This window comes from Sporomusa acidovorans, assembly GCF_900101845.1.
GTDB lineage: Bacteria > Bacillota > Negativicutes > Sporomusales > Sporomusaceae > Sporomusa > Sporomusa acidovorans.
This window is the reverse complement of record NZ_FNAM01000011.1, coordinates 76,019-94,145: the sequence shown is the minus strand read 5'-3', so window position 1 is coordinate 94,145 and position 18,127 is coordinate 76,019. Positions and strand designations below refer to the sequence as shown.

At 41.7% G+C, this 18,127-nt stretch carries 18 protein-coding genes, 1 pseudogene, 1 CRISPR repeat array, 2 riboswitches and 1 other annotated feature; of the genes and pseudogenes, 14 read left to right on the top strand and 5 right to left on the bottom strand.

The genetic code is table 11. The features are described from left to right. Nucleotides 1-2: 2 nt before the first annotated feature. A CRISPR array of direct repeats spans nucleotides 3-367; the repeat unit is 30 nt; unit sequence GTTTTTAGCCTACCTATAAGGAATTGAAAC. Between the two features lie 231 nt (nucleotides 368-598). From BLR65_RS09915 to BLR65_RS09905, 4 genes are all read left to right on the top strand, one after another. Next, nucleotides 599-1,447, top strand: a complete 849-nt coding sequence (locus BLR65_RS09915) for a methyl-accepting chemotaxis protein (protein WP_093794034.1) — start codon at nucleotides 599-601, stop codon at nucleotides 1,445-1,447. Between the two features lie 251 nt (nucleotides 1,448-1,698). Further along, nucleotides 1,699-1,821 carry a hypothetical protein gene (locus tag BLR65_RS31365; protein WP_281241512.1) on the top strand — a complete coding sequence of 41 codons (123 nt, stop codon included), beginning with the start codon at nucleotides 1,699-1,701 and terminating at the stop codon, nucleotides 1,819-1,821. A 212-nt stretch (nucleotides 1,822-2,033) separates the two neighbouring features. Beyond that, nucleotides 2,034-2,576 carry a peptidoglycan recognition protein family protein gene (locus BLR65_RS09910; RefSeq protein ID WP_093794033.1) on the top strand — a complete coding sequence of 181 codons (543 nt, stop codon included), beginning with the start codon at nucleotides 2,034-2,036 and terminating at the stop codon, nucleotides 2,574-2,576. 1,196 nt (nucleotides 2,577-3,772) lie between these two features. Beyond that, the gene (locus tag BLR65_RS09905) at nucleotides 3,773-4,687 is read left to right on the top strand and encodes a sensor domain-containing diguanylate cyclase (protein WP_093794032.1); all 915 of its coding nucleotides are present in this window, start codon (nucleotides 3,773-3,775) and stop codon (nucleotides 4,685-4,687) included. Between the two features lie 308 nt (nucleotides 4,688-4,995). Further along, nucleotides 4,996-5,096, top strand: a riboswitch (guanidine-I (ykkC/yxkD leader). Between the two features lie 34 nt (nucleotides 5,097-5,130). On the opposite strand, the gene BLR65_RS09900 is transcribed toward BLR65_RS09905, so the two are convergent. Then, nucleotides 5,131-5,715, bottom strand: a complete 585-nt coding sequence (locus tag BLR65_RS09900; protein ID WP_093794031.1) for a helix-turn-helix domain-containing protein — start codon at nucleotides 5,713-5,715, stop codon at nucleotides 5,131-5,133. Between the two features lie 298 nt (nucleotides 5,716-6,013). Between BLR65_RS09900 and map the strand changes: the two genes are divergently transcribed. Continuing rightward, on the top strand, nucleotides 6,014-6,772 hold the full coding sequence (gene map / locus BLR65_RS09895) for a type I methionyl aminopeptidase (RefSeq protein WP_093794030.1): 759 nt from the start codon (nucleotides 6,014-6,016) through the stop codon (nucleotides 6,770-6,772). Between the two features lie 133 nt (nucleotides 6,773-6,905). Further along, the gene (locus BLR65_RS09890; protein WP_093794029.1) at nucleotides 6,906-7,442 is read left to right on the top strand and encodes a hypothetical protein; all 537 of its coding nucleotides are present in this window, start codon (nucleotides 6,906-6,908) and stop codon (nucleotides 7,440-7,442) included. Between the two features lie 49 nt (nucleotides 7,443-7,491). Here the strand turns inward: BLR65_RS09890 and purB are convergent, their stop codons facing one another. After that, on the bottom strand, nucleotides 7,492-8,850 hold the full coding sequence (gene purB / locus BLR65_RS09885; RefSeq protein WP_093794028.1) for an adenylosuccinate lyase: 1,359 nt from the start codon (nucleotides 8,848-8,850) through the stop codon (nucleotides 7,492-7,494). Nucleotides 8,851-9,145: 295 nt separating this feature from the next. Further along, nucleotides 9,146-9,370 (top strand) — a binding site (T-box leader). Nucleotides 9,371-9,436: 66 nt separating this feature from the next. On the opposite strand from purB, the pseudogene BLR65_RS09880 reads away from it, so the two are divergent. The 3 genes and pseudogenes from BLR65_RS09880 to BLR65_RS09875 form a co-directional block, all read left to right on the top strand. After that, nucleotides 9,437-11,095: pseudogene (locus BLR65_RS09880) on the top strand (2-isopropylmalate synthase); the annotation flags it as partial. 27 nt (nucleotides 11,096-11,122) lie between these two features. Next, a complete protein-coding gene (locus BLR65_RS30830) occupies nucleotides 11,123-11,440 on the top strand; it encodes a helix-turn-helix domain-containing protein (protein WP_342741380.1) in 318 nt (105 codons plus the stop codon). 259 nt (nucleotides 11,441-11,699) lie between these two features. Further along, a complete protein-coding gene (locus BLR65_RS09875) occupies nucleotides 11,700-13,046 on the top strand; it encodes an MATE family efflux transporter (protein ID WP_093794026.1) in 1,347 nt (448 codons plus the stop codon). A gap of 403 nt (nucleotides 13,047-13,449) precedes the next feature. Here BLR65_RS09875 and BLR65_RS09870 read toward each other — a convergent pair whose 3' ends face one another. After that, nucleotides 13,450-14,046, bottom strand: a complete 597-nt coding sequence (locus BLR65_RS09870; RefSeq protein ID WP_093794025.1) for a TetR/AcrR family transcriptional regulator — start codon at nucleotides 14,044-14,046, stop codon at nucleotides 13,450-13,452. 186 nt (nucleotides 14,047-14,232) lie between these two features. Further along, nucleotides 14,233-14,346: riboswitch (molybdenum cofactor riboswitch) on the bottom strand. 200 nt (nucleotides 14,347-14,546) lie between these two features. Here BLR65_RS09870 and BLR65_RS09865 point away from each other — a divergent pair. From BLR65_RS09865 to BLR65_RS09855, 3 genes are all read left to right on the top strand, one after another. Beyond that, nucleotides 14,547-15,425, top strand: coding sequence for a damage-control phosphatase ARMT1 family protein (locus BLR65_RS09865; protein ID WP_093794024.1), 879 nt, complete (start codon nucleotides 14,547-14,549; stop codon nucleotides 15,423-15,425). Nucleotides 15,426-15,492: 67 nt separating this feature from the next. Then, nucleotides 15,493-15,684 carry an EamA family transporter gene (locus BLR65_RS09860; RefSeq protein WP_093794023.1) on the top strand — a complete coding sequence of 64 codons (192 nt, stop codon included), beginning with the start codon at nucleotides 15,493-15,495 and terminating at the stop codon, nucleotides 15,682-15,684. 67 nt (nucleotides 15,685-15,751) lie between these two features. Further along, nucleotides 15,752-16,087 (top strand): L,D-transpeptidase, encoded by a 336-nt coding sequence (locus BLR65_RS09855; protein ID WP_093794022.1) that lies wholly within the window; start codon nucleotides 15,752-15,754, stop codon nucleotides 16,085-16,087. 71 nt (nucleotides 16,088-16,158) lie between these two features. Here BLR65_RS09855 and BLR65_RS09850 read toward each other — a convergent pair whose 3' ends face one another. Further along, nucleotides 16,159-16,662 (bottom strand): hypothetical protein, encoded by a 504-nt coding sequence (locus BLR65_RS09850; RefSeq protein ID WP_093794021.1) that lies wholly within the window; start codon nucleotides 16,660-16,662, stop codon nucleotides 16,159-16,161. A gap of 241 nt (nucleotides 16,663-16,903) precedes the next feature. On the opposite strand from BLR65_RS09850, the gene BLR65_RS30420 reads away from it, so the two are divergent. Continuing rightward, nucleotides 16,904-17,116, top strand: coding sequence for a hypothetical protein (locus BLR65_RS30420; protein ID WP_093794020.1), 213 nt, complete (start codon nucleotides 16,904-16,906; stop codon nucleotides 17,114-17,116). 164 nt (nucleotides 17,117-17,280) lie between these two features. Here BLR65_RS30420 and BLR65_RS09840 read toward each other — a convergent pair whose 3' ends face one another. Further along, complete coding sequence (locus BLR65_RS09840) at nucleotides 17,281-17,526, bottom strand: virulence activator alpha C-terminal domain-containing protein (protein WP_281241514.1); 246 nt, start codon at nucleotides 17,524-17,526, stop codon at nucleotides 17,281-17,283. Between the two features lie 5 nt (nucleotides 17,527-17,531). Here BLR65_RS09840 and BLR65_RS09835 point away from each other — a divergent pair, with 5 nt between their 5' ends. Further along, nucleotides 17,532-18,059, top strand: coding sequence for an FAD-dependent oxidoreductase (locus tag BLR65_RS09835; RefSeq protein WP_342741379.1), 528 nt, complete (start codon nucleotides 17,532-17,534; stop codon nucleotides 18,057-18,059). Nucleotides 18,060-18,127: the final 68 nt, after the last annotated feature.

The following is an 18,127-nucleotide window of genomic DNA, read 5'->3' as shown; positions in this document are numbered from 1 at the left end:
ACGTTTTTAGCCTACCTATAAGGAATTGAAACTATCTATATTATTTGGGCCAGAATTAAGGTATGTTACTGTTTTTAGCCTACCTATAAGGAATTGAAACGAGACCGACACCGATGAAAGTTTACAAATGCGCCTCAAGTTTTTAGCCTACCTATAAGGAATTGAAACGACAGTGGCTACTGCCAGCTCCCCAACCGTCCGATGGTTTTTAGCCTACCTATAAGGAATTGAAACCTCATTTCTGCGTAAAAACAAAGCCAAGATATCCCGCGTTTTTAGCCTACCTATAAGGAATTGAAACAAGACCAGCAGCACCTGGTTGTCGATCTCCTCCAGCGTTTTTAGCCTACCTATAAGGAATTGAAACTTTTGCCGTCTGCCCGGGTTCACCTGGTGGACGGTTTTTTCCATTATAAGGGAATTTTAAAAGCCTGTGACGTTTTTTGTCGTAAAAGGAAGGGAAAACTGGAATTAATGAAGATAATAAATATAGAGGGGGGATTAGAATGGAAAAATTATGAGTATCTTTATTGCAATGATTCCGCTGCTTACAAACAGCAAACAAGAGAAGTGGATGCATCTTGGGAGGTTCTAACACATGGAAAATGATAGTTATACACAAACAAATGAGGATATTTTAGCCGCTTTTAAATTAGTTCTACCATATTTTAACCATATTGTGCGAGAGGATATGGCAGTCGGACTAACAGATTTAAAAAAATATTTAGGTTATTGCAGAGCTAAAGGATTTGAACTGGATTTGCGAGAAGGTAAGCCTATTATAGGGATACAAACAGTGGAAGAAGCAATCAGCACTGGCAAGGATACCTATGCAGATATTCCCGCTGAAATTTATGGCAGACCTATAAAAACAATCTTTACACCCGTTTATGGAATAAATAAAGAAATTATTGGTACCTTAAGCTCCGGTATTGATACTAAAGATAATCTTGAACTAATTAGTAATGTCGAAAATTTGGCAAGTTCAACGAAGCAGGCATCAGACAGTGTAGAACAGGTCGCGAAAAGTGCCAGTGAGTTGGCTGAGAAGGGGCAGCAAGCAGTTCAGGCGGCGCAGGTTCTGGTGGAGAAAAATCAGCATACGGCTGAAATATTGGAGTTTATCAAAAACATTGCAGCACAAACAAACTTGTTAGGGCTAAATGCGGCAATTGAAGCGGCGCGTGCAGGAGAGCAAGGCAGAGGTTTTGCGGTTGTGGCTGAGGAGGTTAGAAAATTAGCCGATCAATCACAAGACGCCGTGAAAAACATACAGTCTACTTTACAGGAAATGAATGCAGCTATTAATGATATTAAGAAATTGATTGAGGATACTGGGGCTATTAGTGAGGAGCAAGCTGCAACGACACAGGAAATTTTTGCTAATTTGGAAAATGTTAGTAGTAGCGCTGAAAAATTAGAAGTGTACGTAGAACGTTATAAATAGCAAAAATTAAAAGCTAGCGGCCAGGGCACCCAGATGGTTTATACCGAGGAAACAGGAGAATGTCTGTGGCGGGAAGGGCGCAAGATACAAGCGTTCCTCCTGTATCTTCGGGCAGCGGTAGCAGAGAAGCTGGTAGCAGAGTAAGAGTCAGGAGGCTCAATTTTTTACTTCGGTGTAGAGAAATAAATAAAAAGTAATTCTAAAAAATTCCCAATAAAATAGTAACTATAAACTATTAATTGGAGGTCATTATGACTGTAACAGGTTGGATAATAATATTGGTCATGGTACTTAGTGTATTAACCGGAATTATTGGTTTGTCGTTATGCAATGTAGCGACGATCGCTGATAAACGAGCCGGATATAAAGATTGAGCCTTTTAGGCTCTTTTTTATTTGGGGTGAATACTATAAAAAATAACGCCGCTGGCAGGCGGCGTTTAAAGGGAGAGGAAGAATTATATGGTTAGTGTAACCAAACGCCAGGTAGTTATACTGCTTGGCGTTAAACTATTGTCGCCTCAAGGGTCAAAAACTAATTCACAAAATCACTTCTACGACAATAACATAAACAAGGAGGCGTTTATATGAAAAAAGTTACCTTGGAACAATTAAAGCAACTTGCAATATATAGCAAGGATGATTTACGCATGAAGGCGCACTTGGTAAACAGAGATATTACCCTGTACCTGCATTGGTCTGCCGGTCATTATGGTCAGTTTTTTTATAACTATCATATCAACGTTGACCAAGATGGCAGTGTTTATGTCAGCAGTGATGATTTGTCTGAATTAAAAACTCATACATGGCGCCGAAATTTTGGTGCAATTGGTATTGCATTAGCATGCTGCTATAATGCAGATATTAGCGATTTTGGGCCAGAGCCGCCAACCAAGGAACAAATTGAAGCAATAGCACAGATTGTGGCTGTACTTTGTGAAGCATTAGATTTAACCATTGACATAGATCATGTTATGACACATGCGGAAGCGGCTGATCTTGATGATTATGGTCCGGCTACTACTTGTGAGTGTTGGGATTTATGGTTTTTGCCTGGAACAGAGAAAGGTGAAGGCAGTAATTTGATTCGGAGGAAAGCATGCTCTTATCTGCAAAACGGTGCAGGCTAAGTCTTTTACTGTTTAATTTTGAAAAAGGTGTTCTGATAGCTAAAATTAATGTTGTTTTGGCTTAATAGTGATAATTCAATCTCATTTCTAAGGCATTAACTGAGGGATGGCCTTCTTTTACCGAGTTCGCCTAATGGGCCGTTTTTTACCTCTAAAGTAATTCAAAAAGTAGAGGGATATAATAAAAACTATAAACAGGTAAACGTGTGTTTTTTATTCAAGTGCCCAGTGACTGTGTTGCTGGGTGTTTTTTTATTTTCTTATAGCTCCCGGTTAGTATCTCCGAAAATGGTAAATGCTACTGAGTGAAATAATGGCAACTCTTTAATTGTATGGAGCGACTTATATATGGAGCAACAAGGAAATCAAGCATTTACTAGTCGAAGAAATGTGGCCTATGTCAGCATACTCGGTATAACTCAAATGCATCTTAGGAATCCTTGGATTATCGCCTGGTGGTCAGCCGTATTCCCGGGATTAGGCCATTTTCTACTATCAAAATATCTACGAGGATAATTGGCGGCTTTAGCAGAAGATAAGGGGACGGAGGAAATGTACTAGTGGAATTGGCAAACGAGGAAGCTATTTTAGCTTCCAAAATGGAAAGTATGGCTCAGCTTAGTTGTTATCGCCCTGGCTGCTGTGTCGTTTACCGGCTGGCTGGGTGGATATAAAAAAATAACGCCGCTGGTAGACGGCGTTCAATGGGAGAGGAGATTATTATATGGTTAGTTTACCCAAACGCTAGGTAATTATACTGCTTGGCGTTATTTTATTGGTGATTGCAGGCTATTTTATTTGGAAATACTTTCACCAACCGCAAACATATAATTATGAATTATGTTGCAGTTACAGTTAGATGAAAGTGGCCAAAGAAATTGCCGAATTAAAAAACAAATCACCGGAAAGAATTATTCAGAATGTATTATATGGGAAGGGTAGTTGGGTGAAAAAATAGGGGGATCATGTTAAAACGATTTTCTATGTTTCGTCTAAAACAGGCAGGCCCTGTTCTTTTGGAACAGGGCCTGCCTGTTTTCTTATAGTCATTTGTGTAACAAAACAGCATTGTGGCAACATAGTACATCAAAGTGTAAAATGCCTGGTGAAAAAAGATTTAAAAATAGACGCCCAACTGGAAGCATATAACGAATATTAACATAATATATAATAGATTAAATAAAGAGGCGAACAAAATGGAACTTTCTTTTTATAAGGCAATGTTAGATTATCTTTATGATGGAGTGTATTTTGTCGATAAGGATAGAAAAATAATTTATTGGAATGCAAGCGCCGCAAATTTAACCGGATATTCTAGTAATGACATTGTAGGATGCTATTGTTATAACAATCGACTTAATCATGTTAATAGTGAGGGAGTTTTACTTTGTCGTGGAGAATTGTGTCCGTTAGCTAAGACGCTACAAGATGGTTGCTTAAGGGAAGAGGAATTGTATCTTCAGCATAAGAATGGACATCGCATCCCTATTTTAGTTCGAATTTCGCCAATTCGCAATGAAGAGAATGAGATAGTGGGAGCGGTGGAGGTATTCAGTGATAATTCTAGCAAGGGACATTTACTGGAACAGTTAGCTCAATTTAAGGAACTTTCTTTGATGGATCCTTTGACGGGATTGGGAAACAAGCGCTATGTTGAAATTGAGTTATCAGCAAAAATGAATGAGATGAATAAAGTGGGTAGGCCATTCTTCGGTGTGCTATTTGTAGATATTGATCATTTTAAACGGGTCAATGACCAATATGGTCATGACATCGGCGATAAGATTATTAAAATGGTGGCCAAAACAGTTCAAAACAGCATCGGCAATATGGGCAGTGTTTTTCGTTGGGGCGGAGAGGAATTTTTGGCAATAGTAAATACACATTTACAAGAAGAACTTGTCAAAGTTGCAGAGCGAGTTCGAGTGCTGACTGAACAATCGGTATTTCGCATGGGACTTGAAGAAATTAGAGTTACTGTTTCGGTAGGGGCTACGCTAGCCGAACTAAAAGATACGGATGAAACATTGGTTAAGAGAGCAGATGAATTGTTGTATGTAAGCAAAAGAACAGGTAGGAATAAGGTGACGGCTACTTACTCAAATGAGTAAATGGCTGTTGGCGTTCTTCGCTTTTCCTACAACTAGAAAGCATAGCAAGGTATTAAAGGAAATGGAAAAAGCGCTATCACTCATTTACTCAATAAAGGAACTGCCACCGCCCAAGACCCTGCTGAGTGTTTTAATATATTGACGAGAACTATCGCCTCGTGTACAGTGAAAAAACATGAGGTGATAAAATATTAGCTTATGCGCAACTGTTCGCTGTTGCGGTCGACCTGAGGACATGCTGGGCCGGATTGTTTGAGTATTGTGCTAAAGTATGGTTATAAGTGAAACTTATAAATCAATAGAAAATAGAGTTTGTTTTCTAGGGTTCCGCAGTTTAGAACTGGCAGGTCCGAGAGAAGACACACAGTGCAGTCCACTGTGTACACGGAAGGATAAAAGCCTGGGAGATATTTTAATAATATTTCCATAGGCTTTTTTATTTTTTAGATCAGTTGATAAAATAACCCATGATTTGTACAATGAAAATATAGCTTGCCGTGTCCCAGCTTATGAAAGCGGAATTGCATATTCCATTCAGGATATTGCTTTACAATATAAGCTCTATCTCCTGTAACATAAGCAACAAATGAGATATAATGTTCTTTTTTCATTGCGTGGGCTGTCGAAACATACAGTTCATCTTCTACGGGTTCAATAGTTAGTGAATGGCTTTCGTCCGTCTTGGCCGCCGGCAGCGCTTCCAAGCGTTTTCCGCAGCAGGAAATATTGGCATCGCCGGTTGCTGTCATGAGGTTATTGCACTGCGGGCAGACATAAAATTTGAGTTTTTTCATATTTCCTCCAATAGTTTCATTGAGTTCCATTTTACCTGATAGGATTTCTTCGATATTGACTCCAAGTATTTGTGATAGTTCCGGGAGTAATGACACATCCGGACATCCAAGGCCACGCTCCCATTTACTGACTGCTTTGTCACTGATGTTCATTAAATCAGCTAATTGTTTTTGCGTCATAGCTTTTTCTTTGCGCAGATTGTATATTAACCTGCCGATTTTATCGCAATCCATTAGCGTCACCTCCGCAATTAAGTTTAGAATATATTGTAGATAGGATCAATAAACGAACCGTAGAGTGCGTTGCGGGCCAGGGAGAAGGTCTTATATTAGCATAATATATGTGAAGTATGCTACATTTATCAAGATATGGCAGGACTTTTGATGCTTATACGGAATGCATTAAATAGGAGTATTATTTTAAACAAGACAAGGTGAGGGAGAAGGTTATCACCTGATTTAATTTATAAAAATAAGTTTCAAATACAATGCTTTCTACTGGGGCTATCAAAGCAGTTAGGAGACTACGAACATGATTATATGTAAGAGTAAAAAAGAAATTGAAAGAATGCATGAAGCAGGCAAGATACTGGCTTCTTGCCACAAGAAAATTGAAAGGATGATTAAGCCGGGAATTAGCACTGCGCAAATTGATAAATTTGTGGAAGAATATTTGGCTAAATGGGGAGCTACACCTGAGCAAAAAGGATATCAAGGTTACCCTTATGCGATCTGTGCTTCGGTTAACGATGAGATTTGTCACGGATTTCCTAGTAGTAAATCTCTTAAGGATGGGGATATCGTGACAGTTGATATGGTTGTAAATTTTCAGGGCGGCCTTGCTGATTCCGCTTGGTCATACGCAGTCGGCTCTGTTACCAAAGAATCCCAACGGCTGCTGGAAGTTACGAAGGAGTCTTTATATAGAGGTATTGAACAGGTAAAGGCCGGAACCCGTTTAGGGGACATCGGCCATGCGATACAAACCTATGTTGAAAATGAGGGATTTTCGGTTGTCAGAGATTTTACAGGGCATGGGATAGGCAGGTCTATCCATGAAGAGCCGGCAGTTCTTCATTATGGTAAACCCGGGACGGGGCTTAAATTAAGAGAAGGTATGGTAATAACTGTCGAACCTATGGTGAATGTAGGCTCGTGGAAATGCAAAATAGATGCAAATGGCTGGACAGCGCGAACGATTGACGGTAAGCGTTCCGCTCAGTATGAACACACGGTGGTTGTTACTGCTAACGGTCCGTTCATTTTGACTGAGCAGGATAATGCACAATAGAACCAACATAGATAGCTCAGCTCTGTGGAAAAAAGGATAAATTGCGTGTTTTGCTGTTGATATTTTTACCTCGAATTATGGTCAATAAATTCCGAAACACTAGACTTAAGTAGCCGTAAAGGAGGGAATAACAATGGCAAAAAATTCAGCTAAACGTAGGCAATTGAGGCTCAAATTCAAACGCCGTGCCGCTGCTTTAATGGGTACCGCTATTATGACAGGTGCTGTCTTGTCAGGTATTCCGGTTGCCAAGACATTTGCTGCCGAGGCGGCAGCGCCACCACCCGTAAAAACTGTCCAGGCGCAAGCTGCTAAAGATCAGCGCCCGCCGGGGCGAGGCTGGCATGAGCATAAATATAGCTGGCCAAGTCCTGATGAGAATCAAGCATGGTATCAGGATGGAAAGATTTATTATCGGAACGGCAATTATGATAGTCATCGCTACCCCAGCGACTATGCCTATTATGCCGACAGCCCCGTCAATTATGTAAAAGAAGTTGCCGCAAATTATGGATTTGATTCTGACCGTGACTCGTTCTCTCTGCTTACGATTAATAGCCGAAGAGCTCTCGTCGAAGTCCGTAAACAGGATACCGGACAATTATATAATGTATTATTGGAACGAAACGGTGACTATGATTGGGCAGTCGTCAGCGTAAGCCCTGTATAGTGTACAGACTGATAAGTGAAAAAACCGGCCATCAGGCCGGTTTTTTCACTTATCGTATATGTTTGACCAAGGAGGCAGCTATCCCGACATACTGTGACGGTGTTAAGGCCAATAAACGTTGTTTGTCTGCTGCCGGCAATTCCACACTTTGAATGAAGGCTTTGATGTCTTCTTCACTGATGCCTTTGCCACGGGTAATGGCTTTCAGCTTATCGTAGGAATTAGCATGCCCGTGTTTGCGCATCACGGTTTGAACCGCTTCGGCCAGGACTTCCCAGGCATGGTTTAAATCGGCGGTGAGAGCGTCCTTGTTGACAACAGTTTTTCTGAGACCTTTTACGGTATAGGTAATCGCAATCAGGGAATGGGCGATGCCTGTGCCAATGTTACGCTGCGCCGAGGAGTCGCTGAGATCGCGCTGCAGACGGGAAATAGGCAGCTTATTGGCCAGATGGTCAAGCACGGCATTGCTTAGCCCCAGGTTCGCCTCGGAGTTTTCGAAGTCGATGGGATTTACTTTGTGAGGCATAGTAGAAGAACCAACCTCGCCGGCAATCGCTTTTTGTTTAAAGTAGCTCAGAGAAATGTATAGCCACATGTCGCGGTCAAAATCTAAAAGAATATTATTAAACCGCGTAAGCGCATGGAATGACTCGGCCACATAGTCGTGGGCTTCAATCTGGGTTGTTAGTGGATTGTACGTTAACCCCAGGCCTTCGACAAAAGAGCGGGAAACAGCTTCCCAGTCTACTTCCGGATAGGCAATGCTGTGGGCATTGAAGTTGCCGACAGCACCATTAAATTTTCCCAGGTATTCCTGAGAACGAATTTGTTTTAACTGGCGGTTCCAGCGGTAAACAAACACAGCCAGTTCCTTGCCTACCGTTGTGGGTGAGGCGGCTTGTCCATGGGTATGGGCCAGCATCGGAATCGCTTTTTCTTCTTCCGCCATAGCGGTAACGGCCTCAACCAGACTTTCTGCTGCCGGCAGCCAGACATCTTCGATGCCGTGCTTCAGCATGAGTGCATAAGAAAGATTGTTAATGTCTTCTGATGTACAGGAAAAATGTATAAATTCCAGTATATCAGCCAGTGACATCGCGCCCAGGGTCTCACGGAGAAAATACTCAACTGCCTTCACATCGTGATTGGTAGTGCGTTCTATCTCTTTAATCCGCAACGCGGCCGTTTCATCAAAATTATTAACAATGTTGCGCAAAAAAGCCGTTTCTGCCGGTGTGAATGGCCGGATTTCTCCAAAAGCGGGATTGCCTGCCATGGCGATAAGCCACTCTATTTCTACATGTAAGCGGTACTTGATTAAAGCCCATTCCGAGAAATAGTTGCCCAGTGGCCGGGTAATGCTTTCATACCGCCCTTCCAGCGGCGTAAGTGATTTAATACTCATTTTATCCCTCATCATTCTTTCCATATTAACAGCATGAAATTGTTGTCAAAATCTATGCCTATTATACTACATTCCAGACTTAGAATGCCACGTTTTAGCCGTAAATTCTCATGTATATGGACGAAAATAGGAAATACCACATTAAATAAAATCAATAAAACTGATTAAATTTATCACTGCACAAGCGCGAAAGTATATGATATTATCTAACTAAGAAGAATAATTTTCAGTGCAAATATAAAGTTGATATCAGTTAAATAAATTAAATTGCTGGAAATTTAATACATATTTAATAGGAAAAGCTGTGAAGAGGAATAGTATTCGCAACGTGATTTCAGAAAGCTGTTGGCTGATGTGAAACAGTACGAACAATGCGGTGAACTCACCTTGGAGCTTCTGGCTGAAGACAGTAGGTCATGACGGAATCCTCCGTTAGCGGGATAGGCATTATTGTGCTGATGAGAGCATGTTGATCATGAAATAGAGTGGTACCGCGAAAGCATTGTCTTTCGTCTCTATAATCGGTTTTTTTACGGATTAAAGAGACGAAAGATTTTTTTTATGCGGCGTCAGAATGGAGGATGTAATGAAAAATTTTGAAAAGTATGAGCGAACCTATTTTATGCCACCGGCAGTATCGTATGATTGGGTAAAAAAAGATCATATCGATAAACCGCCAATCTGGTGTAGCGTGGATTTAAGAGACGGAAATCAGTCGCTTATTGAACCAATGAGTTTGGAGGAAAAACTGGAATTCTTCCGGCTGCTCGTAAAAATTGGGTTTAGGGAAATCGAGGTGGGTTTTCCGGCGGCATCTGATACGGAATATAACTTCATACGGGCGCTGATTGAAAACAACATGATTCCTGAAGATGTAACCATTCAGGTGCTCACCCAGGCGCGGGCGCATATCATTAAGAAAACATTTGAGGCTATTGCGGGAGCGCCACATGCGGTCATTCATTTATATAATTCCACATCGGTTGCCCAAAGGGAGCAGGTATTTAGAAAAGGTAAAGAAGAAATTAAGCAGATTGCTGTTGATGGCGCAAAATTGTTAAAACAACTGGCTGACGAGACGGTTGGTAATTTTTCCTTTCAATACAGCCCGGAGAGTTTCCCGGGAACGGAAGTGGATTATGCACTGGAAATTTGTAATGCGGTGCTGGATGTATGGAAACCGACTCCCCCTAACAAAGTGATCATTAATCTGCCCACGACGGTGGAGAATGCGATGCCGCACGTATTTGCCTGCCAGGTGGAATTCATGAACAAAAATCTGAAATACCGGGACGCTGTTATTTTGTGCCTTCATCCCCACAATGATAGAGGCTGTGGGGTTTGTGATGCCGAATTTGGTATGCTTGCCGGAGCCGAAAGAATCGAGGGAACCTTATTTGGCAATGGTGAGAGAACGGGAAATGTGGATATTATCACCTTGGCAATGAATCTTTTCTCGCATGGCATTAATCCTCAGCTGGATTTTAGCAATATGCCGGAAATATGCCAAAAATATGAGGAGTTAACCAGAATGCAGGTACCTGCCCGCCAGCCGTATGCCGGTGAGTTGGTATTTACTGCTTTTTCCGGATCCCATCAAGATGCAATTGCCAAAGGTATGAATTACCGCAAAGAAAAGCAAACGGCTACCTGGTCGGTACCCTACCTGCCAATTGATCCTAAGGATGTTGGGCGACAGTACGATTCCGATGTCATCAGAATAAACAGCCAGTCAGGAAAAGGCGGTATTGGCTATATCCTAAGACAGCATTATGGTATGACCATCCCTGCTCAGATGAAAGAAGAAGTAGGGTATACGGTGAAAGAAGTTTCCGATAGAGAACACAAAGAATTATCGCCACAATCGGTATACCAGATATTCGAGGATAAGTATATCAATAACAATGCCCATTTTTATGTGGATAAATGCCGTTTTAAACAGATTGACGGTATTCTGGCACAAGTCGTCGTCCATCATAACGGTCAGGTCAGAACGATTGTCGGCAATGGAAATGGGCGCCTGGACGCTGTCAGCAATGCGATTAAGCAATATTTTGGCATGCAGTATGAATTATCTGTTTACGAAGAACATGCACTCTCCCGGGGCTCGTCTTCCAAAGCGGTTTCCTATGTGGGGATTAGCTGCCACAATAAAATGTACTGGGGGGTTGGCATTGATGACGATATTATCAAGTCGTCAATTAACGCTCTTGTCGTAGCGGTTAATCGACTCGCAGCTATACACGGCGAGGGTAAATGCCGGGACGAAAGAATGAATGAAATCATGAATTATATTGAGACAAATTACCTGACAGTCACTTTGGATAGACTTTCAACACAGATGCATTTGTCGTCCCCGTATTTGTCTAAATATATTAAAGAAAAATCCGGAGGAACGTTTGGTGAAATTGTTAGGAATGTCCGTATGAAAAAGGCCTGCATTCTGTTGAAGAATGGCGCTATGACGGTTGAAAATATTGCGGACAGCGTAGGTTACCCCAATGTGGAGCATTTCAACCGCTTGTTTAGAAAAAAATTCGGGATGACACCGGATCAATTCCGCAATAAAAAGCAACTGCAACAGGGATAGACAAAGTGACAATCCTGCATTGTCTGGTTAATGCAGCCGGCATACGTGACCCCAAGGCACTTGTACGCAAAGCGTAAGGTGCCTTTTTTGATACCCTGCCCATCGTAACCTAAGTTTCAGGCAGTTCACGCTGCTATACAAAATATGGCAGAGATAAGATTGTTATTTGAGCTGCTTTCGCGTATAATTATTTACTGCGGCTTGGGTAAAAAATGTAATCGATGGAAAACCATGGTTTTCGTGATGTTGAGGTGTCATAATGAAGCAAACTTATACGCTGCAAGAGAAAATCCGGCAGTTGGTGATAATTTTACTACCAATATTTATTACACAGCTATCGTTATGTTCTTTAAGTTTTTTTGATGCCATGATGTCAGGTCATGCCAGTCAGCATGACCTGGCAGGGGTGGCGATTGGTTCGAACCTTTGGATGCCGGTCTTTTCGGGAATTAATGGCATATTGATGGCGCTTACGCCGATCATTGCCCAGCTTAATGGTGCGGGACGACATAAGGAAATGCCCTTTATTGTATTGCAGGGATGTTATCTGGCTGTCGTGCTCGCCGGTATCGTTATCCTGGCCGGTATTGTTTTGGCTGGTCCGGTCCTTTCGCTTATGGGACTTGAACCGGTTGTTGCGGATATTGCCTATCGGTTTTTAGCGGCTATTGCGCTTGGCGTGGTTCCGCTTTTCCTTAGTACGGCGCTGCGCAGTTTCATCGATACACTCGGCTATACACGCATAACGATGCTGATTATGCTGGGGGCTTTGCCGGTTAATGTGCTACTTAATTATTTGCTTGTTTTTGGTCACCTGGGCTTTCCCCGCCTAGGCGGGGTGGGAACCGGCTATGCTTCTGCCCTTACTTATTGGCTCATCCTTGTGTTTAGCGCCTTGACAATTGTGCGAATGCCACAGTTTCGTGGTTATGCCATTTTTAACAAATGGTATGCGGTTTCGCTGGCAACGTGGCAAGAGCTGCTGCGCATCGGCGTACCGATCGGTTTTGCTATTTTCTGTGAAACAAGCATCTTTGGGGTAGTGGCGATATTAATGGCGCGGTTTGGTACGGTAACGATCGCGGCCCATCAGGCTGCAATTAATTTTGCAAGCTTGGTATATATGCTGCCGCTCAGTATTAGTATGGCCTTGACGATTGTTGTCGGTTTCGAAGTTGGCGCAAAGCGATTTCGGGATGCGCGGCAGTATACCCGTATGGGAGTCGGATTTGCCGTTTTTGCCGCTATTTTTTGCGCATTAGGCTTGCTGGTGTTTAACCAGGAAGTAGCAAGTCTTTATACGAATGATGCTGATGTACTGGTGTTAACACAACATTTTTTGCTGTACGCGGCCTTTTTCCAATTGTCTGATGCGGTGGCGGCGCCTGTCCAGGGAGTGTTAAGAGGCTATAAAGACGTCAAGGTTACTTTTATTATGGCGCTGCTATCTTACTGGGTTATTGGTCTGCCTGTAGGGTATATGCTGTCTTACCACCAGACGTTTGGCCCCTTTGGCTACTGGATTGGTTTTATTGTCGGACTGGCTGTTGGGGCGACAGTATTATTATTGCGCCTCATAAGCGTTCAAAGAAAGAGTCAGATATGAATTTTCATTGCCAGGTCTTTTGATCAGCTCGCCGATAGGGAAGAATGAGAATATATTATCTACCCTTCATAGTACAAAAAATGTGGAAAACTCCTGCCAAACTTTGTTCGGGTTTGGCAGGAGTTTTCATGTTTTGATACCATAACAATATTGATTTGTTTATTTTCGTTTTTGAGAATTACTTATAAAATAACTTATTTACCAAATTCGCAAGGCCGAACATAATAAGAAACCCTACTAGAGCGGTACCAAAAAAGGCAACAAGATTCAAAGTCCAATAAGTTACCATACGCATCCACACCTTTCAAATATACATTTGTATAAAGCAAGGTTTTTGGCTAAGAATCAAATGTATAAATAGAATTGATTCTAGAATTAATTATAGAATCAATTCTACTTTTTGTCAAGTTTGTATTTTATTTGATATATCAGAGGATAACGGTTTGAAAGCATTGATTTGTATTTTAATATATTTGTTGACCTCTTCTTCAAGATTGTAGCTGCCAGCATGGACACACCAATCGAATATTACGCCTCGAATCAAAATAAAAAAATATCGTCTGATTTCTTCAGCAGGTATACTGGTCGTTATTTCACCTTTGGCCTGCCCGTCGTGTATGATATCTTCTAAAAATACTTCCATCTGCCGTTTGGTCTTGAACATAGGGTTATTCATGCTATAAATGGAGCGGATATTATCTATGCCGACAGTGGTAGTATGTAGTGCATAATGATGGAAAAATTGGGTAATCCGATCTATAGAAGAATGTTCGTCGCCTAATTTGCCGACAACATATTCTTCAAAGTACTTATCCATAGTTCTGAATGCTTCTTGAAGAATATCTGCTTTGGATTTAAAATAGTGATAAAAGGTTCCCACAGAAATATTGGCAGCTGTTATTATTTCTTCAACTGTCATGCCTTCATAACCTTGTTGCTGCATCAGTTCAAGGGCTGCATCGATGATTTTGTTCTTTGCTTCTAATGATTTGGGTTTCATCAAATGATCCTCCTGTCACTATAGTTCTTATTTATTGTAATGCAGTTAGTTTCAACACACTTGATCGTTGCTTTTTTATATTAAATATGTCGGTGCAGAGTTGGTGCCTAATCTCCAACGTACCATTTATTTACTTATGGCGGTTATAATAGTTTCTCCTTAGCTTTGATTCCAAATAAAAAAAGAAGCCTTTTTGTTAGACTTCCTTCGCACAATAAGGGCAGGCACAAAAATTACTTTTCATACCCTTCGGTCATCACTTCCGACATGGATAATAATGACTCGGAACTCATCTTACCTTTTCTTGAAGCGTTTATAAAAATCCTGCCGAAAAATGACTCTCTATTTGAGAAATTCAATTTTTGTTCGGAAGACCTTAATTATGGATTAGATAGTATTCTAAGCCCGAAATTAATAACCTATTTGTATGAAAAAAAGCTTTTACTTGTGTTATCCTAAAAGAGCGGTAAACGGAATTTTGAAATAGGGGGATTACCGGGATGGACCTTAATCTTAATTGCATACTTTGCAATATCAGGCAAGTTTTAACTGTAACAGATCTTCTTAACCTGGATGCGGCTAACAAAGAAATTATTATGCGCCGCGTATTGGGGTACCTGCATGCTGCCGATTATAAAAGGTCTAATCCGGAAGTTATTAGGGGGACCTGGGATATTATTACCGGCCATGTTAAGAATAAAGATCCTTACCGGGAAATAAAGCGCTACTATAATAGCGAACTTAGCAGCATGGCAGGAAAAATCAGAGCGTTAATTAACCGGTCGAATGACAAGTTTGAGGCGGCGTTAAAGATTGCTATTACGGCTAATCTCATAGATTTTGCCGCTAACCATGCGTTTGATGAAAACATGCTGCTGAATAAAATTACCGCTGCCAACCAACAACCGTTAGCTATCGATGACAGTAAGGACTTGTACGAAAAGCTGAAAGCTGCGGATACTCTTCTTTATTTAGGGGATAACTGCGGTGAAATAGTGCTTGATAAAATTTTTATTGAAAATATCAAAGCAATTTTCCCCGGCATTACGGTTTATTTTGGTGTGAGAGGAAAGCCAATTGTCAATGATGTTACAGTCGAGGATGCTGCGTGGGTACACATGGAGGATGTGGCTGAAGTCATTAGCAATGGTGATGGTTCACTGGGCACTGTTGTGGAAAGAACAACCCAAGATTTCCGGGATGTTTTTTACCAGGCCGATGTGATCATAGCCAAAGGGCAGGGAAATTTTGAAAGCCTGAGCGAAATCGACCGGGGAAACATATTCTTCCTGTTTATGGCAAAATGTGAAGCGGTTGCAAGCGCTCTGCATATTGCCAATTTATCTATTATATGTGCAAAAAACGATAAATCGAGATAGCATGATAGCTCTGACTCTTGCGTAATGAAGGAAGAGGCGATGATGGAGGGATAGTTTTTGAGTAAATATTTTAGCTCATACAGAAGCAGCTAAAGCGTCAACTTCTGTTCTGGCTATTCCCGTTATTGGCGTGCTGTCAGGCGTAATTTTGCTAAAAGAGCCAATCTATTGGAACACGGCTGTTGGAATGATTCTTATCCTAAGTGGCATCATGCTTGTTAATAAGGAAAGGAAATCCTGTAAACAGGCACTGCGGTAGTGGGCTCCAGACCTTACGTATATTCTCTTGCCTCCTGTTGTGCATATGATAAACAGGAGGTGATCGCATGGCTTATTCAATTACGGTGACGCTAGCGGCAAGAAGGCTTACCCTTTATAAAAACAGATCGCCTGTAAGATCCTATCCTGTCGGGATTGGTAAAATGCTTACGCCTACGCCTACTGGTACTTATACGATCATTAGCAAGTCACCAAACCCCGGGGGGCCTTTTGGGGTCATGTGGATGGGTTTAAGCATACCGCACTATGGCATTCACGGAACGAATGACCCGTCGTCAATTGGCAAATATGTTTCCCACGGCTGTATTCGCATGTATAATCAGGATGTACTGGAACTGTCCCGTACAGTTCCGGTTGGAACACCGGTAATGATTGTTCGATAAGTATTCAAGAAAAAAAGTGAGTCGGAGGGAAATTGATATGCTCCCTTGACTCACTTTTATAATACCGCTGATTATTTTTCAACCGGCTCATAGCGGATTTCCCAGGTAAGTGTGCCTTTCCGGTTAGAGTTTTTAAAGATACGCCGTTCGTGCATGCTATAACCGTTTACAGTAATTTCTGATGCTCGCCTGTTGGCAGAAAACTTCTTATTAGTGGTTCCGGGATATAATTTTTCAACTTCGCCATTTTCCCAGACGATTTTAATGAACGATTTTTCCGAGTTTTCACCGGTAGCCTGAAAATTTATAATGGCTATATCTTGCGCAAAATTGCCGGCAATTGCCTGTTTAAATTCAGCCTTGCCCTCAAAAGGCACACTCTCTCCCCGGATAATTCTTAGAGAAGGTAAAGGGGTAATGGTCACAGTACCGGCAGGAAGCGTTGTTTGCACTGTTTCCGGTTTTACCGGTGAGGTAGTAGTTGACTTGGGGGCAAGAAGGAGCAGATAAAGTCCTGACAACAGGAAAAACATTGCAGTGGCTCCTACTATATACGGTTTATAATTTTTCAGCATAAGCTCACCGCCTTAGATCATAGTCGGAAAATCAATAAGGCTGCTGTTTTCACAAGGTATGTTGCTTATCGATAGGGATAATTCTACTAAACTAATTGTCATCCGTCAAGAATTCCCGGTTTCAATGACGTAGATGTAAGATCTGGAAACAAGATTTGGTGCAGCATTTGGGGATGGCGCAACTCAACCGGTGAAAACGATTGTGTCGAATTAGTTAAGAATTTCCAAAAAATATAAAGTAATGAACGCTTCCGCTGTTTTGATTTTTCTTTTTTCCAGTGGGGTGGCGTGGAGTCAAATTTTTGTCGCTTCTGCCGCATCGATTGCCGGAGGCCAGATAGGGGCTTATGCCCTCAAGCGGGTCAATGAAAAGATTTTGCGCGTTTGCATTATCTTCATTGGTTTTGGATTGGCTATCGGTCTTTTTATGAAGGCGCACGGAGTGTTGCAATAAGAAAATAGTGACGACAGCCGCATATAAAAAAAACTCCTCTCTAAAGCAGACAAAAACGAAGACGAGGTCTGCCTTAGAGAGGAGTTTTTTGCTTACGGAAGAGTAAGAACCACTGACGGGAAAAAGGCCTTGCCCAAACAACCTAAGGCAAATGGGCAACTGAATCAATTTTTATTAAAGTGTTCAATTTCATTCATACATTCCAGCAACCAGTCTATGTAGGTGCGTTCTCTCATGATAGCGCCTTTTAGCACAATATAGTCTCCATACAAGGGAGAAGTAATATTTGTAATAGCCTTGGCGTAGGGATGCTGCGTCATTGTCGCCTCTAATTTTTTTAATTTTTCTTGCCGCTGAGCTAATTGATAACGAAATTGCTTAAGAATGGTTTCTTTAGTCATGGATTCAATGAAGTATTGATTTACTTCATATATCCGCAGGAACCTACCAGCGAGGGTTCAGCGTCACACATCCATCTATGTTTGTTCCTGTGAACGACTATTATCTGGAAAAAGAGAAGGTGACTGAGCAAGTAGTCGTACTGGGGGGCGGTCTGGCAGGCTGCGAAATAGCCCTGCATCTTAGCCGGGAAGGTAAAGAGGTGCAGCTGGTGGAAATGAGAACAGAACTGGCTCCTGATGCTAATATCAGACATCGCCCGATTTTATTAAAAGAGATCGAAACAAGTAAAATCCGTGTTCATACCGGTTATAAAGGATTACGGGTAACGGAAGAAGGGGTTGTATGTGCTGATGCAAATGGTGAGGAACAGCTTGTGCCCGGTACTACCGTAATCTGTGCGCTCGGCCAGCAAGCAAGGAGAAAGGATGTAGAAGAGTTAATTGATAGTGCACCCTATGTTGCCCAGATTGGCGATTGTGTGTCCGCATCTACTATAACGGCTGCCATCTATCAGGGATACCATGCGGCACTTGATATCTGACGATATATTAAGAGATTTATATATAAAACTCCCGTCATATTCTAAATGGATGACTTGGGAGAGTGAAT

Bases quoted from the DNA above. Each gene is read 5' to 3' on its own strand.
- BLR65_RS09915 (WP_093794034.1), top strand. From the start codon at position 599: ATGGAAAATGATAGTTATACACAAACAAATGAGGATATTTTAGCCGCT.
- BLR65_RS31365 (WP_281241512.1), top strand. From the start codon at position 1,699: ATGACTGTAACAGGTTGGATAATAATATTGGTCATGGTACTTAGTGTA.
- BLR65_RS09910 (WP_093794033.1), top strand. From the start codon at position 2,034: ATGAAAAAAGTTACCTTGGAACAATTAAAGCAACTTGCAATATATAGC.
- BLR65_RS09905 (WP_093794032.1), top strand. From the start codon at position 3,773: ATGGAACTTTCTTTTTATAAGGCAATGTTAGATTATCTTTATGATGGA.
- BLR65_RS09900 (WP_093794031.1), bottom strand. From the start codon at position 5,715: ATGGATTGCGATAAAATCGGCAGGTTAATATACAATCTGCGCAAAGAA.
- map (WP_093794030.1), top strand. From the start codon at position 6,014: ATGATTATATGTAAGAGTAAAAAAGAAATTGAAAGAATGCATGAAGCA.
- BLR65_RS09890 (WP_093794029.1), top strand. From the start codon at position 6,906: ATGGCAAAAAATTCAGCTAAACGTAGGCAATTGAGGCTCAAATTCAAA.
- purB (WP_093794028.1), bottom strand. From the start codon at position 8,850: ATGAGTATTAAATCACTTACGCCGCTGGAAGGGCGGTATGAAAGCATT.
- BLR65_RS30830 (WP_342741380.1), top strand. From the start codon at position 11,123: ATGAATGAAATCATGAATTATATTGAGACAAATTACCTGACAGTCACT.
- BLR65_RS09875 (WP_093794026.1), top strand. From the start codon at position 11,700: ATGAAGCAAACTTATACGCTGCAAGAGAAAATCCGGCAGTTGGTGATA.
- BLR65_RS09870 (WP_093794025.1), bottom strand. From the start codon at position 14,046: ATGAAACCCAAATCATTAGAAGCAAAGAACAAAATCATCGATGCAGCC.
- BLR65_RS09865 (WP_093794024.1), top strand. From the start codon at position 14,547: ATGGACCTTAATCTTAATTGCATACTTTGCAATATCAGGCAAGTTTTA.
- BLR65_RS09855 (WP_093794022.1), top strand. From the start codon at position 15,752: ATGGCTTATTCAATTACGGTGACGCTAGCGGCAAGAAGGCTTACCCTT.
- BLR65_RS09850 (WP_093794021.1), bottom strand. From the start codon at position 16,662: ATGCTGAAAAATTATAAACCGTATATAGTAGGAGCCACTGCAATGTTT.
- BLR65_RS30420 (WP_093794020.1), top strand. From the start codon at position 16,904: ATGAACGCTTCCGCTGTTTTGATTTTTCTTTTTTCCAGTGGGGTGGCG.